Source organism: Stieleria maiorica, assembly GCF_008035925.1.
Lineage (GTDB): Bacteria > Planctomycetota > Planctomycetia > Pirellulales > Pirellulaceae > Stieleria > Stieleria maiorica.
In genome coordinates this window covers 1,852,268-1,867,296 of the sequence record NZ_CP036264.1, presented here as the reverse complement: position 1 = coordinate 1,867,296, position 15,029 = coordinate 1,852,268, and the positions used below count along the sequence as shown (strand labels likewise).

At 59.3% G+C, this 15,029-nt stretch carries 10 protein-coding genes; 4 read left to right on the top strand and 6 right to left on the bottom strand.

The genetic code is table 11. The features are described from left to right. Positions 1-8: 8 nt before the first annotated feature. The 3 genes from Mal15_RS06235 to Mal15_RS06225 all read right to left on the bottom strand — a co-directional run bounded on the left by Mal15_RS06235 (position 9) and on the right by Mal15_RS06225 (position 6,348). Positions 9-1,445, bottom strand: coding sequence for a hypothetical protein (locus tag Mal15_RS06235; protein WP_147871865.1), 1,437 nt, complete (start codon positions 1,443-1,445; stop codon positions 9-11). A 150-nt stretch (positions 1,446-1,595) separates the two neighbouring features. After that, positions 1,596-2,321 (bottom strand): hypothetical protein, encoded by a 726-nt coding sequence (locus Mal15_RS06230; protein WP_233903309.1) that lies wholly within the window; start codon positions 2,319-2,321, stop codon positions 1,596-1,598. A gap of 250 nt (positions 2,322-2,571) precedes the next feature. After that, the gene (locus Mal15_RS06225; RefSeq protein WP_147866975.1) at positions 2,572-6,348 is read right to left on the bottom strand and encodes an outer membrane protein assembly factor BamB family protein; all 3,777 of its coding nucleotides are present in this window, start codon (positions 6,346-6,348) and stop codon (positions 2,572-2,574) included. Between the two features lie 330 nt (positions 6,349-6,678). Between Mal15_RS06225 and Mal15_RS06220 the strand changes: the two genes are divergently transcribed. Beyond that, complete coding sequence (locus Mal15_RS06220) at positions 6,679-8,088, top strand: mechanosensitive ion channel family protein (protein WP_233903308.1); 1,410 nt, start codon at positions 6,679-6,681, stop codon at positions 8,086-8,088. A gap of 372 nt (positions 8,089-8,460) precedes the next feature. Here the strand turns inward: Mal15_RS06220 and Mal15_RS34540 are convergent, their stop codons facing one another. Beyond that, positions 8,461-8,652 (bottom strand): hypothetical protein, encoded by a 192-nt coding sequence (locus tag Mal15_RS34540; protein ID WP_233903307.1) that lies wholly within the window; start codon positions 8,650-8,652, stop codon positions 8,461-8,463. A 221-nt stretch (positions 8,653-8,873) separates the two neighbouring features. Between Mal15_RS34540 and Mal15_RS06210 the strand changes: the two genes are divergently transcribed. Then, positions 8,874-10,031: a zinc metalloprotease gene (locus Mal15_RS06210; RefSeq protein WP_147866972.1), complete on the top strand. Its 1,158-nt coding sequence runs from the start codon at positions 8,874-8,876 to the stop codon at positions 10,029-10,031. On the opposite strand, the gene Mal15_RS06205 is transcribed toward Mal15_RS06210, so the two are convergent. Beyond that, a complete protein-coding gene (locus Mal15_RS06205) occupies positions 9,964-10,521 on the bottom strand; it encodes a hypothetical protein (protein WP_147866971.1) in 558 nt (185 codons plus the stop codon). The genes Mal15_RS06210 and Mal15_RS06205 overlap by 68 nt on opposite strands. Before the next feature lie 155 nt (positions 10,522-10,676). Here Mal15_RS06205 and Mal15_RS06200 point away from each other — a divergent pair, with 155 nt between their 5' ends. Then, positions 10,677-11,555 (top strand): hypothetical protein, encoded by an 879-nt coding sequence (locus Mal15_RS06200; RefSeq protein ID WP_147866970.1) that lies wholly within the window; start codon positions 10,677-10,679, stop codon positions 11,553-11,555. Positions 11,556-11,997: 442 nt separating this feature from the next. After that, complete coding sequence (locus Mal15_RS06195) at positions 11,998-13,548, top strand: hypothetical protein (protein WP_147866969.1); 1,551 nt, start codon at positions 11,998-12,000, stop codon at positions 13,546-13,548. Between the two features lie 73 nt (positions 13,549-13,621). On the opposite strand, the gene ald is transcribed toward Mal15_RS06195, so the two are convergent. Next, positions 13,622-14,722, bottom strand: coding sequence for an alanine dehydrogenase (gene ald / locus Mal15_RS06190; protein ID WP_147866968.1), 1,101 nt, complete (start codon positions 14,720-14,722; stop codon positions 13,622-13,624). Positions 14,723-15,029 lie beyond the last annotated feature (307 nt).

Sequence of the window (15,029 nt, the reverse complement as noted above, 5' to 3'; positions counted from 1 at the left end):
GTCGAGCTCTACTGGACCAACGATCCCGCTTCGGCCGTGACGAGCGCTTCGTATTGGGCGATTCGCTCGGCGTCGCCGATCCGCCGCAGGTTCTCGGCCAACAGCACATTGTCGGCGACTCTCAGGAACCGATCGTATTTGACGTTTTGTTTCGCCCGATCCGGCGAGGGGCGGTCGGCCAGTTCGCGATACCGTTTGTAATCGCGGTGGTTTTCAATCGCAGCGATAAACTCCTCAGCTCGTGACGTCATCAACTCGACCGAAACGGGATTGACCACATTTTCCAGTTGTGGCCATTTGCGCTTCAGATCGCCGGCGATTCTTCGCCGCAGCGATTCCGACGACGGCCCTTCGTTTCGTCGACGGGACCGTCCGCGTCGGCGGCCGTCTCGTAGCGCCCTCCAGGCGTCGACCAGGCGGTCATTTCCATTCAAACCCAGCTGTTCGGAAAGCCCCTCGAGAATTGCCCGCTGGGTTTTGGTGGCCAGCCCCAAGACGACGTCGTACGGTTCTTCGTTGGAAAGTAGTTTTGAATCCCCATCACTAAACTTGCTGTACTGGCTCAGGAACTCGCCGGAGGTTTTGATGGGCAGGTCGATCGTGTCGGCGGTCAAGATCGTATAAGCGTGCGCCTCATCAAACGAAACGACGCCGTCATGGTTGTAATCGGGCAACTGGATCGGGTCACCGGTCCGCAACCGACCGGACAATGCGGCCCAGAAATAGGTGCTGTATTCGACGTAGCTCGATTCGTCCACTTCAGGCGTGCAACCGGCGGCCGGTCGATCGTGAACGGTTGCGAAGAACGCACAACGTTGCTGCGACGACAGTCCTTGGTCAGGATCGCCACCGTTGTAGATCAATTTGGCAAATCCGCCGGAGTGGCATTGGACCATGATCGCCACGACATTCACTCCGGCCGGCAATCCATCGAGCAGGTCCACAAACTCGCGCATCTTGATCGACGAATTGTTCCACGTCGCGATCGTTGTGTTGTAGGGATCCTCCGAATCCGCACTCTTGTTGCCGTGTGCCGTGACAAATAGCAACAGCCGATCCCCCGACATCATCGTGCTGCCGACTTGATCGAACCAGTTGCGAATGTTGTCCGGTCGTGTACTGCCGCGTACATTCGGGACGCGATGGTTCCGGTAGGACAACCCGAGGGAGTCTTGGTTGCCAAAGAACTCGGCCATCAAGCGATTGGCTTTGGGGACCGATTGCAGATCCATGACCTGCAGGTCGGAACCGTCTGAAGTGCCGTCTGCGAAGTAGACGTCATTGTGGGTCTGGTCCAGTTTCTTTTCGTCGAGAACCCGCTGGAAGAATAAGACGTTGTTCTCCAGTGACGCCTGATTGCCCGCCGGCGCATATCCGCCTCCGATCGTCAGAAAGTAATCCGCCGCCAATCCCAATCGCTCCGTCGCGAACATCAATCCGATCATGCCGCAGAACAAACGAGTCGATTGAGTCAAGGTTCGGCGCATCGATTTACTGCTTGTGCATCACTATGGGATTCGGACCAGCCCGTGGCAGATGTTGCACGGGCCCGTCAATTGTAACCCGGATCGATCACGAGCGACGAATCTCAAATGTCAACGAACACCGACTTCGGCATCGCGGCCGAGCGGAACGAGCTGAATCGCGTTGAACATCGAATAACTGCTGCCGTCGCGATGGCTGATGAATTTCACTTCGTTGCCCTGCCAGACGTCGAAGTCGAACGTGACGTATTGAACGCCTTCGCTCATCGGCTGCTTCCGGTAACCACCGGTGCCGTCATTGGCGGTCGCCTTTTGGCCCAGGCTCTCTGCACCGACCAGCAGTTCGATTCTGGCGTTTTGATCAGGGGCGTCGCCGTGCGCGTACACGTACGCGCGATACCGTCCCGGTTCTAAATCGAACAGCGTGACGTCCAGGTCCTTGCAGCGGCAATTGTCGTAGATGTAGCCGTGAAAAATCCCCGATTGCCCGGCGATCCCCCATGCTCCGTCGTGCCGAGCGATTCGCAATCTGGCTTTGCTGGGACGTTGATCGCTGAATCGCATGAAGTCCTTGGCCGTGGTGCCGACACTGACGAAATTCCAGACGTCGCCGGGTGTCCCGACAACGCCATCGTAGTGCCCCGGGCCCGGATCATGCGCAAAACCGATGTTCAACAGCCGAGATTGCCGGGTCGGCTCGGCCGGCGGCCACGCCAAGTCGTGTTGGCTGAGAACTTCTTGCCGGCCCTGCGCCGTCGCGGCGACACCACAGGCAAGTGACATGAAGATCGCGACAGCGAACTGCAGGCTTCTGTTTCGAGTGAATGGAGAATCCATGGCTTTTCCGTGTAGACATGAGGAACGACGGGGAGTCCAGCGTCTCTAAGCTCGTTCCCGGGCAGAGGAACGCATTGCAGGTAGTAGTGGACGACGCGAGGAGTCCTTGCAGTTTGCGTTACGAATGGACTCGTCGCCTCGCCCACTACCAGAAAACCAGGTTGCGGCCATTAGTAGACAACACGCGACCCGTCGCCGTTGGGGGAAAATCGGCAGAACCAGAAAGCTTTTACATTTGACCGGGCACCGATCAGCGGCGCCGAAGCTGGATTCCTGACAGAACGGCCTTGCCCTGTTTGGGGACTAAACGGACGTGCAACTCGTTTTGGACCGAAACGTTCTTGAGCTCGATCGTCGCGACGGCATGTTCGACATCGCCACCAATTGTCACGTTTTCTTCGACACGTTCGTCTTGGACATAAACGTCGAAAACCCGGACGTTTTGATCGTCCGGTTCGGGATCGGCAAAGATCAGTTCGACGTCGTACTCGTGCATCGCGGCGTCAGCGGTCGACCGACCCGCCTGGTCCTTTTCGCCTTGGATCGTCATTCCCAGTCGCAACTCGGTGATGCCCTCGGCTGCCGACGCCGTCACCCAGGGGCGCTGCGAGGGCGCGGCGCCGGAAGAATGACGTGCAACGAAGCGGGTTTCCGGATTGATCGCGATCGTGAGCGGCGGTGAACTTCCCGCGACGACGGGATGTTCCAGCCACAACGTGCCGTCTTCGTCACGACGATCCCCGGGCGCACCGAAGTTGATCGCCAAGTTCTGAATCGATTCTCCAGGTGACAAGTTCGCCACACCGTTGTGGACACTCCACATTTCGATTTCAGGCATGTGGACCAGTGCCAACGAAGTCTGGTTTTGGTAGGCACAGCTACACGTCCGCGTGTAATCGGGAGCATTCAAGACACCGCCGGCGACGACCAGATTGGACGTGCACCCGGATTTAAAACCGCCCAGGTTTCCGGTACCCGAATCGGTCAGCAAATCGTAGAAACCGGCGGCGCCGGACCGAAACGTCAACAGGTTTTCGCTGGCGATGATGCTGTTGCATCCGTACGCCCGCGTGATCTTCCAAGGCTGCATCTCGCCGGTCAGCGGGTTTTCGACCAACTTTGGTTCTCCGGTTTCCAAGTAAAACGCGCCCGCCGATTCGGAATAAGAATTGGAGTTGGTGATGATCAGATCGTTGTGCAAGATGCAGGGGCCGGAGTACTTTAGCGAAAGGTCGCTCCATTTCACGCGACCGTCGTCGGCGTGGTAGACGGTCATGCCTTCGGCGACTTCGTCGGCCAATCGGTCACTCGCCTTCGCACCGGCCTCGAGCAGCAGATCGTATTGTTCGGAATAGCCCAGCCAGCTGCCAAAGATATTCTCGTGGGCCTCCCACACTTGCCGGCCGGTTTTGAAGTCGAACGCCACAATGCGATAGGTGTCGCTGCGTGATCGACCACGCCGCAGCAAGGCGTCCGCGATTTGCTTGGGCGTGCGATCCAGGCAATAGATCTTTCCACCACCGGCGACGATCCCGTTGTGCCAAAAACTATGCTCCGCGTCGACTTTCCAGAGCTGTTTGCCGCTATGGCGATCAAAGCCGACCAACGCAACGCTGGCCGCGCGATCATAGCTTTTCGATCCGAAACCGGCCTTGCTTGATTTTAACTTTTTATCGCTATCAAACGTCAAACTGTTTCGGCCGCGGTACATTGCAAACCCCAGGCCACCGATCAACACGTCCTGATAGACGCCCAGATAGCCCCATTGCTCTTGTTCGCCGCTGGCCGAGGGCGGAAGCTGGAAATCGGCAATCAACTCTCCCGTCGCCGGGTCCAGTGCGTGACAAACACTTCCTTCGACGATGTAAACCCGGTCGTCGGTCACGACGTAGTTGGTGCCGCGAGCATTCGCGCCGGGGATGTGGACCTGGTTGTACTTTGGATTCAGCGGCAGGTTCTCGTAGGTCTGGTCATAGTAGACGTCAAAGGTTCCAAGGTCATCAAACTCGCGTTTCCAAAGCACGCGCCCGGTGTAGACGTCTCGGGCACTGAGCGAGTTCATGCCTTGGATAAACAGTCGCCCGCCCACCACTTGTTCCGGTGGGCCGTGTCCGTGTCGCGGCAATACATCCATGTTGCTGCTGCCGCCGAACCAAAGCACGCCCAACGGCAGCTTGACTCGTGAGTCGTTCGATTTGACGGTGTTGGCGATGTTGCCGTACTGGTGCGTCCAGTCGGCCGATCCCGGCAGGGCACCGGCACGCCGCACGACGACGCCATGCGTGCCGGCGGTGATGACCGCTTGTTCCAAGTTCATCGCAGCGATGCGCCGGACCAATGTGTCCTGGTCATCCGTTCCGATCAGGACCATCACGCCGCCGTAGGGACGCACACTTTGATAAACGGACTCAATCGCAGCGTCATCCAGGCGCTGGGCGTCTTGGACGAAGACCATGTTCGCGGCGTAACTGGGGCCGCGAAAGGATGCTGGATCACAGTGATGGACCGTGACACGCCCGTAAAGTCCTTCGCCATCGAGTCGACGGCGCACGGGATCGATCGCCGAGGAGTCGGAATCCACGATCGAAAGCTGAACGAACGGTGAATTGGTCGCCAATGCCATCGCAGTCGGGTGATCACAGTCGCCGAACCAGAATGCGTAACCCGATGCGTCGCCGAGCGCCAGTAAGTCGCGAGCCATCTGAGGCGCCTGCACAGAACTGCGTTGCGGTCCAGACTGAGTGAGTTTTGTCGGTTGATCGGTGTAATGACGGCCGTACGCGATCAGATCCCCGTCGATCGAAACGGCAAACAGCTTTCCGTCGGCGACGATCAAACGTTCGATTCGCTTGTCGGTCGGTATCGTTTTCACGATCCTGGCGTCAGCGTTCTGTTCCGGCAACTCGATCACGGAGATTTGGTTCTTCCCTGCCGCGACCAGATGGTTGCCCGCGAGAATTAAATCACCGCTTCCGTCGGCGTCGATCTGCCAGCGGAGTTCTTGATCGGACCGGTAGGCGCGAACAACGTCGCGGTCGTCTTCCGATTCGGCCGAATAAACCCAACCGTTGTGCAGCACGGGCTCATTCGGCATGAACGCGGTCTTGACGCCGTCATCCAAATTGAATGCGCGGGTTCCCTTGTAGCGGGTGTGGACATAAAAGTGTTGATCGTCAGCGGCGACAAACGAACCGCCGGTCCCCTTTCCGCCGGCATTCAATTCGAAGTAACGCAGGTCTCCGTTGCCACGCTCAAACACGGCCGGGACCGAGCGTCCGCCCGGCACGATCAACAGCGACTCGGTCGCGACCAACGCCCCTTGCGGCGCCACGCCGGCGAACGACGGGGCGCTGTGCGGTTGTTTGATGTATTGGGATCCGGTGCGATCGTTGACCCAGCGGACTTCACCGGTCTGAGCGTCCAACGCATAAACAAATGTCCCCATGAAGGGCCAGATGCTGGCGGCAAAGTACACGGTGTCGTCGCGGACGACCGGGCCGCCCCGGGCCGGCCAGGCCGACGTCAATCGTCGATTTCCGATCGCCTGTTGCGAACTCGGCGCGCCGCTGAATTTCCACTGGAGTTTTCCGCTGGCCGCATCGACGCAGTACAAAAAGCCGTCATCGCTGGTGAAATAGACTCGGCCCGCCGCTCCCACCGGCGGCATTCGCACCGGGGCTTCGGTGTAAAACGCCCACAATTCCCGGCCGCTCGCCGTGTCCAACGCCACGACTTTGTCGCTGTCGTTGAATCCGAGGAACAACCGTCCGTCGACCACGATCGGTTCGAAAACGCGATCGTAGGTCATCAGGTCCAGATTCAGCGGATCATCCCAAGCCTGCGATCGGGCGGAAAACGATTTTTCCCACAACAGGCTCAATTCGTCGTCCAGCCGATTGGGACTGGCCGCCGAGCGCACGGCGTCATAACGCCACATCGGCCAGTTTTCGGCAGCACTCACGGGCGAGGTCAACAACGCCAGCGTGGCGAGCAAACAGAACGGGTTCGCGATCCAGCGAGCGGTCATATGAATTCCTGGACGGTCCTAAAGCGGTTGCGTCGGTGTGATGACGCCGATCGTGAGACGACTCCTGCGGCACCGAGCTGTTCGCGCACCGCAGGATCGAAGGGGCGGGTAGGAAGATTTGGGAGGTAGGAAGATTTTAGGGAGTGCGGCGGCGAGGGACAGCCGAATCGGTCCTGTCGATCCGGTTTTCTTGCCATCGATCAGCGACATCTTATCCAAGATCGACTTGGCAATCCGGCGGAAACGACAAGAATGAAGGCGTCTACACATTCGATTCGGATGTTTTCGATTCCGCTAGCAAACTTGCCTATGTTTTTCTCACGATCCCTCATGCTTTCCGCCGCGTTTCTTGGCTTGTGTACCGGACCATTGTGGGGGCAGTCCGGCAGCGACACTTCCTCCGCCCCGGCAGAGCCGGCCGTCAAGATCAGCGATCCCGATATTCCGATCGATCAATTGGAAATCATGGTCAAACCGATGACCAGGGCGGAACTGGAGCGTGAAGCGGATGCATGGTTTTCGCTGCTGCGGGCCAAAGGGGGACAAATCGCCAGGGCGCGGCTCGGTGTGAAGCGAGTCATCAGCGACCAGGAAACCACGGCCGCTGCGACCGTGGCCGAAGACGCCGCTGCGATTCCAGACTCGGGTGACACTTCAGTCGATTCGGGAGTTGCCGCACAGGAAGCCGCCCAACAAGAAGCTGCCGAACAGCAGATGGCGGAGGAGAAACAGACGCTGCTGGAAGACGTCAACGTGCTCCAGGAGCAGCGAACCGCACTGACCGATCGGTTGGAAGTCGTGCTCGATTCGCTGGAGCGCAAGGGCGGCGAGGCCGAGGAATACCGCAGCTACATCACCGCGGTCTCGGGGATCGAACTGGACACCACCGATGTCCAATCGGCGTGGTCAGGGTTTGTCGGCTGGCTGTTGTCCAAAGAGGGCGGACAGCGTTGGGCGTGGAATCTGGCCCGGTTCATCCTCATCGTGTTGGTCACGTCCTTGGTGGCAAAGGTCATCGCAGGCAGCGTCAACTGGCTGCTCGACCGCAAGGTCAAACTGTCTCAGTTGGCCGAACGCCTGATCGCCAACTCGATCAAGAACGTCGTGTTTGTGATCGGATTTGCCGTCGCATTGACCGCCTTGGAAATCGACATCACGCCGATCGTGGCGGCGATCGGGGCGACCGGTTTGGTCGTCGGTCTGGCGCTGCAGGGCACGCTCAGCAACTTTGCCAGCGGGTTGATGATCTTGATCAATCGCCCCTTTGATGTCGGCAACGTCGTCACCGCCGGAGGCATCACCGGGACGGTCGACAAAATGAATTTGATTTCGACGACCTTCCGCACGTTCGACAATCAAACCATTCACGTGCCGAACAATTCGATCTGGAACAACGTCATCACCAATATCACGGCCAACGAAAACCGCCGCGTCGACATGGAATTCGGGATCGGGTACGGCGACGATTTTGAAAAAGCCGAACAGATCATCTTGGAAGTGGTCAAGTCGCACGATCTGGTCTTGGACGATCCCGCGCCGGTGGTCGTCACGCATGCCCTGGCCGATTCCTCGGTCAACATCGTCTGCCGCCCCTGGGCCAAGACGAGCGATTGGTGGCAGGTGAAAACCGACATCACCCGTGCGGTCAAACAGCGGTTCGACGAAGCCGGGATCTCGATCCCCTTCCCCCAACGCGACATCTACGTGCATCAAGTCGCCGCGCCGGCGGAGAAAGCGTAGGGGAGCGTCTCCCCGTACGATGGCCCTTCCGGGCCGTCGGGAGTCTGCCATCCAAGCCACCAAAAGGTCTCGGAGTCCAGACAACTTACAATGGCACCCTTCTCCCCCGGCTTTGCGGGGGAGAAGGGCTGGGGATGAGGGGCCGCAGCGGCCCGGAAACTGGTCGGAGGTTCGGCCCCTCACCCCCAACTCCTCTCCCCAAAACAGATCGCGGTCATCTTCACTGGTCGATCAAAGTCTTTTGCGCGATCTGTATTAGGGAGAGGGGAGCGATGTCCGAGATTGCGAGCAGACTCGTGTAGACACCAATGCCTGCCAGGAGGGTAGATTTGGAAAACCTCACGACCTCCCAAAAGAGGTCTTCGGGCAAGTCTAAATCTGACCCTCCGGCGAGATCTGGGTTGCCAACTCGGCAAACGTTTTCGTTTTCAACTGCGTGTGCGACGCTTCGGGAACGTCGGGAAGCGATTTCAAAAAAGCTTGCCGGGTCGAATCAAAAACATCCTGTGTTCCCTCGGTCACCGACCAGCCGGAGCGGATGAACATGTAGTAGCGCGCGAGCATTCGCAAATTCTTCAATTGTGCACGCGTCAGACGCTCGTTTGATGGATCCGGTCCAGTTTGATGGAGCTGGGCAATCAAATTCAATCGCTTTGCGTCATTGCCGAACCGGACGACATCGCGACGCAACGTATGATTGACTCATCAAAGCACTCGCATGCGGGACATCGCGTCTAAACTGATCAAGCTCCGTCTCCCACTAACGTACCATCGGCATCAGGCAAATGTCAGCATTCGCAGTTCAAAACCACGTCGCCCCTTTTCCGTTTCGTTTGCTGGACCAGACGCGACTCACCTTGCTCGGCGGCCTGTTGGGTTGTGCCCTGTCGTTCAATGCCGCTGGCGCCGCCGCGCAAAACCTGTCGGTTCCCGAAGCCCAGATCGTCCTGTTCACCCCCAGCGATATTCAGCCGCCTCGCTCGGACTATCGCAAGCGGCTGGACCAGTTCGGCCGCTACGCCGAGCAGTTTTTTCACGACGGACTGACCGATTGGGGCTACACGCCGGCCCGGAAAGAGATCTTCACTCGTGGTGACGATGGGAAGATCTCGGTGATTCACGTCAAAGGCGATCTGCCGGCCGCCGGCGGGGCCTATAAAAAACAGTGGATCAGTCGGCAGGTTCACGACAAGCTGAAGAGCGAACACGGCATCAAGATCGCCGGCAACCTGTACTGGATCTTCGTCTACGTCGGTGATCCGCCGGCCAAGCACGACAACTATCGCGGATCGGGCAATTCCAAAGACGGCGGCTGGGCCGTTCTGAATTACACCAACTTGCCGGGGACGATTTCACCGCGCAGCGAGATGGTCTCGCCGCTCAATGACAAACTCACACTCAAGGGTTGCATTCACGAATTCGGCCACGCGCTCGGCCTGCCGCACATCGGGCCGAAGGTGGAACTGGGCAAGGGCAACACCCTGATGGGACCGGTCAACCGGATCTATCGCTATCACAAAATGCCCGATCGAACCAAGGCGTACCTGTCCGAAGCCGGTGCCGCGATCCTTTCCACACATCCGGTGTTTACCGGCAATCCCGCGTCGCGAAGCAAACTTCCACGAACCGGATTTCAACGGCTCACCGCAGACTATGACCGCAAGACTCACGCGATTGTCGTTCGCGGGAAACTGGAATCCGATTTCCCGATTCATCGCATCGTGGTGATCGACGATCGCGACGACAAGATCGGAGGCTATTGGGTGAAGGGATTTGTCGCCCAGGTCGACCCCCAGGCTCGGTTTTCTCTGTCGATTCCGACGCCGGGACGCAAGGGACAATTGAAAATCCTTGCCGTGTACGCCAACGGAGCCTTCACCGGAGATGGCCGGAAACGCGGGATCGAGAGTGCAACTCTGCTGCCGTATTCGTTTGGTCGGTGACGTGCCGTATTTGAATGTGTTTGTTCCTGCTGAAGATCGCCGCGACCCACCGTGCGATCTCCGAATTCAACTCGTTCGGGACGTAGGTCAGACGGACCACGTGTTTCTCGCCGGGGACTTCATGGATCAATGCAGCGATGGCGATCGTGATGCCTTCGCTGCGTGACCCGTCGGCCAACTGCCAGTCATAGTGAAACTGGTGGTCGAATTGGTACCGGCCATACCGCTGCGAAGAACCGGAGATCGAGTGGCTGACCGCCATCGGAGGATCGATCGGGTTGGCGGCTTGAAGCTCCGCGAGCACGGCGGGAATCTGCAGCAGATGACGCCTCAGGGGCGCGTCTAATCCTGCGACTTGATCATCCATTGCCTCGAACGACAAGCGGTGCTGACGGAGTCGTTCATTCCGCAGGGCAACGCGTAAACCCAACGCCGCGACAAGACCGCAAAGCGTGACGAGGGCCAACAACGTTCGCAAACGAAATTTCATGGGCAGGTTCCGAGGGGTGGACCATTGTACGCACACAAGTGTCGCCGGCAAAGATTAGACGCCTTGTCTTGCAATGGGGCTTTCCAGCGGCTACGTTGGACGGAACGCGAACGTGTAGCGACGGAAAAGTCCTTTACGCTGACCACAGGCTGACCATGACTTCATCCTTTTGGCGACGCACGCCGACGTCAGAATCCGTGTCGATCGGGCTCGTGGCGGCCTTGTTCATGTTTGGTTGCGGTCGTGGCGTGTTAGCCGAATCACCCGGCGACAAGGATGCGGCAACCGGCGATCGTGTTGCCCAAACCCTTCGCATCTCGACCGCGGCGGCGCGGCAATACGACTTTCGACTCGCCGGAACACCGCCGCGAAAACTTGAGCTGCACCCCGCGTCCATTTTGAACTGGTCCAATCCGGTCGCCGGAGAAGTCTATGGCAACGTGTTTTTGTGGACCGATCGGGGACGTCCGCAGCTGATCGGATCGATCTTCCAGTGGTATTCGCCGATGACACACGGTTCGCATGAATTCCATTCGCTTTCCACCGAGCCGCTGACGGGTTCACGCGATGGAACCCACGTTTGGGAATCACCGGCCGCCGGCGTGACGTGGCGTCCGGTTCCCGACGCGCCTGCGGTGGCAGCCACGCCGGCGCAACGTCTGCGGCACGCCCGAGCGATCTCCCGCGGGTTTGAGATCGAGAAATTGGACCGGGAAGGCGTGTCACGGCAGTTGCGTCTGCTCGCCCAGCCGATTTTCCGCTACGGCGATGAATCCTCCGACGTTCGCGATGGCATGCTGTTCGTGTTTGTTCAAGGCACCGACCCGGAGGTCTTCTTGATGATCGAAGCGGAAGGCAAGGGGCAACAGCCACAGTGGAACTATGCGCTCGCGCGGATGAACAGCGTGCAATTTGTGGCGTCCTACCAGGACCGGGAAGTCTGGCGGACCGAAATCTGGCCGTGGAGCAAGGTCAAGAACGGAAGGGAGGTGTACACCACCATCGGGCCCTTCGAACTCGCCCCATCGAAGTAGCTCGGCATCCAGCAACCGTTGGTGTTTAGCCTTTAGGCGATTCCCGGTCGCCACTTCACAGCGACTGTGGGCGGCTAAATCCTGCATCCCGGCGATTGCTGAATCCGTTCTGCCTTAAGCCCGCACCATTGGTTTCAGCAGCGTTTTGGGCTGCCGGAACCCTTTTTTAGATTCCATTCGCTTTTGCCATCGGCGTCCGTTACCTTGGAAAGATGCTTCGCGCCTTGCTCGCGCCGCGGGCTAGGCTTTGTCCCTAAACCCGTAGCGGAAGCCGCCAAGGCTTTCGTCTCGCAGCGGTTCACACGGGAAAAGCCGAAATTCTTGGCGAATTCCGCTACCACAGACGACCCTTGCCGGGTTTAGGGACAAAGCCTAGTAAATTAACAGGCCGGCGAAGCCTTCTGCTGCGTGACAGGTTTCAAACTCTTTCCGGAGAAGAACGATGCAGTGCAATGATCGCCGTCGGTTTTTGGCCAATGTGGGACGCGGAATGTTGGTGGGCAGTTTGGGCGTGTCGCTGGCGGAGGATTTGGGAATTCGTTCCGCCTATGCCGACGATCACGACGACCGGCTGACGTTTGGCGACATGGAACCCTTGGTCGCGCTGATGCAGGAGACCCCGCTGAATCGGTTGCAACGCGTGCTGATCGAACGCGTCGATCAGGGGACGGATTTGCCGACGCTGATTGCCGCCGGGGCGCTCGCCAATGCGCGCACCTTTGGCGGACACGACTATGTCGGATTCCATACGTTCATGGCGCTATCGCCGGCGCTGGAGATGTCGTCGGAACTTCCAAGCGAGCGCCGCTTGCTTCCGATCTTGAAGGTTCTGTACCGCAATACGGATCGGATTCAACAATTCGGCGGCTCCAGCGGCGAAGTGCTCAAACGTCTCGATGCGATCAAGCACCAGGGGGATCGCGTCTCGGCAAAGGCGTTGCAAGCGGCAACCCGACGAGGCGACGTCGAGGGCGCGGAGCGGATCATGGCATCGATCGCCGATCAGCCCGCCAAACAGATTTTCAACAAGGTCCAGTTCCCGGTCCAGGACGAAGCGAACGTGCACCGCGTGGTGCTGGCCTGGCGGGCCTGGCTGGCGATCGATCTGATCGGCCAGCAGCACGCCGGCACACTGCTGCGGCAATCCGTTCGCTTCTGTCTCCAGGACTCCAAAACCCGTCTGCAACGGGGCCGACCGGATCCGGAACTTTGGACACTCCTGCCGAAGCTGCTCGACCAGTACAAGCTGCCTGGTAAAGCGATCGGAACGCGTCAGGGAGACGACCGGTGGCTCGACGAATTGGCCTGGACGTTTTTCCGAAGCGACCGAGGTCAGGCCGCCGACGCCGCCGCCCAGGCCCTCGCCGACGGTTACGCACCGGACCAGATCGGCGAAGCGATGTCGGTCGCCGCCAACTTGCTGTTGTTGCACGATCCGGGACGGTCGAAGGATCAGGACGGAGACAAAGTGAAGGGCTCGGTCCACGGCGCTTCGGTCGGCGTCCATGCGTCCGACGCCGCCAACGCGTGGCGCAATATTGCCGCGGTCAGTAATCGCCGCAACACCGTGGCCAGCGTGATCGTCGGCGCCTACCACACCGCCGGCCAAAGCCCTGGTGTTCGCCCGGAGCGATGGCCACTGAAGACGGATGCGGTCGAGGCAATCGACGATCATTCAGAACTGATAAGGACAACCGGTGACGCGGTCCGCGACCGTGATCAGGCACTCGCCGCCGCAGCGGCGCAGCGTTACGGCGAACTGGGCGGATCACCGCGGGCGATGTTTGACGTGCTGCTTTCGTTCGCGACCAGCCAAGACGGCGCGTTGCATGCCGAAAAGTATTACCGTACGGTGACCGAGGAATTCGCCAAGACACGGCCTTCGATGCGTTGGCGTCACCTCGTGGGGTTGGCGCGCGTTTCGGCCAGCGAGTTCGGAACACCCGCACCGGGGTACCAGGAAGCCTGCGAGCTGATCAACGTCGACGCCTAGCGATTCACCGGACCATCGCGGCGTCCCCAAAGAGACGGTTCGTCGCGATCCAGCGACTTCGTGACAGAATCAATTAAAGGTCGGTACAGGGCAAATGGAAGGCGTTGGCGACGGCTTGGTTGGTGATGCGGCCTTGATGAACATTGACCGCCTCGCGTAGAGGGCCGGCAGCGTCGATCGCAGCTTGCCCGCCGATTTCGGCCAACCGGATCACCCAGGGCATGGTCGCGTTGCACAGTGCAAAGGTGCTGGTCCGGCCGACCGCTCCGGGCATGTTGGCGACGCAGTAGTGGACGACTTCGTCGATGATGTAGGTCGGGTTGCTGTGCGTGGTCGGATGACTCGTTTCGATGCAACCGCCTTGATCGACGGCGACATCGATGACCACGCTGCCCGGCTTCATCAACTTTAAATCTTCTTTGCGGACCAGTTGTGGGGCTTTGGCGCCGGGAATCAAGACGGAACCGATCACCAGGTCGGCCCGCTGGATTTGCTCCAAGATGGTGTGGCGATCGCTGTAAAGGGTGTTGACGTTGGCGGGCATGATGTCGTCCAGGTAACGCAATCGATCCAGGTCGACGTCCAGGATCGCCACGTCGGCTTGAAAGCCCGCGGCGATCTTGGCCGCGTTTGAACCGACGATCCCGCCACCGAGAATGGTGATGTGCGCCGGGGGAACGCCCGGCACACCGCCCAGCAAGATGCCGCGGCCCATCTGGGGTCGTTCGAGATACTTGGCGCCTTGCTGAATACTCATCCGACCGGCGACTTCGCTCATCGGCGTCAACAACGGCAATCGCCCTTTGGCGTCGCGCAGCGTTTCGTAAGCGAAACACGTCGCGCCGGAGTCGATCATCGCGTCGGTCAGGCCACCGCTGGCGGCGAGGTGGAAATAGGTGAACAGCAATTGTCCCGGACGGATCATCGCGTATTCTTCCGGCTGCGGTTCCTTGACCTTCACGATCAAGTCGGCTTGACCGAAGACGTCCGCCCCGGAGGCGGCCAGCTCGGCGCCGGCGCGAAGGTACTCGTGGTCGGGCAAACCCGACCCGAGCCCCGCCGAGGATTCAACGATTACTCGGTGTCCGCGGGAGACCAACTCCTCCACACCGACGGGCAACATCGACACGCGGTACTCATCTGATTTCACTTCCTTGGGAACGCCAATGATCATCGATCGCTTCTGGGGTGGGTGGTTCGCAACGTCCGCCGCAACAAGCAGGTTTCGTCATCAAGGTAGCAAAACTTGCGGGCAGCTTGTTGATTGAACCAAAGCCCTGGAATCTAAATGTCCTTGCCAGGCGCAAAGCGTGAACGAGGGGCGCTGAGTGGCCCCTTGCTCACGGTGTGGCCCCTTGCTCACGCGTCGGGCTAGGCTTTGAAGCGTTGTATGTGGTAGCGGAATTCGCCAAGAAATTCGGCTTTCCCCGAGTGGACTGTTGCGAGTCGAAAGCCTTGGCGGCTTCCGCTACGACTTGGGG